This is a genomic window from Hungatella sp. SL.1.14 (genome assembly GCF_024460495.1).
GTDB lineage: Bacteria > Bacillota > Clostridia > Lachnospirales > Lachnospiraceae > Hungatella > Hungatella hathewayi.
This window is the reverse complement of sequence record NZ_JANFYJ010000402.1, coordinates 1-296: the sequence shown is the minus strand read 5'-3', so window position 1 is coordinate 296 and position 296 is coordinate 1. Positions and strand designations below refer to the sequence as shown.

Below are 296 nucleotides of genomic sequence, written 5' to 3'. Positions count from 1 at the left end.
CTTGAGTTTTCCCATGTCTTTATCATTGGTGTGAATTATGGCCTGATTCCTTTGCGAACGAAAGGGCTGGACAGTACGGTATGGAACGATTTCTCATTTTCGAATCAGTATTCGGCCATGGTCACCGCAGCAGGAAGAGATTTTGGAATGTCCATGTATCCTACAACCGAAGGGGCAACCCAGCAGCCGATCTATTTAAAGCCCAGTCAGTTTTTCTCTGTGGCCGAGACTTCTCAATATGATGAGGTGCTCAAAATAGGCATAGAGCCCATAGTCCTCTGTCTTTTCGTAAAACA

1 pseudogene is annotated in these 296 nt (G+C 45.3%); it reads left to right on the top strand.

Features of this window, described 5'->3' with window-relative positions:
• Positions 1-296 (top strand): annotated as a pseudogene (locus tag NE473_RS31560) (hypothetical protein); the annotation flags it as partial.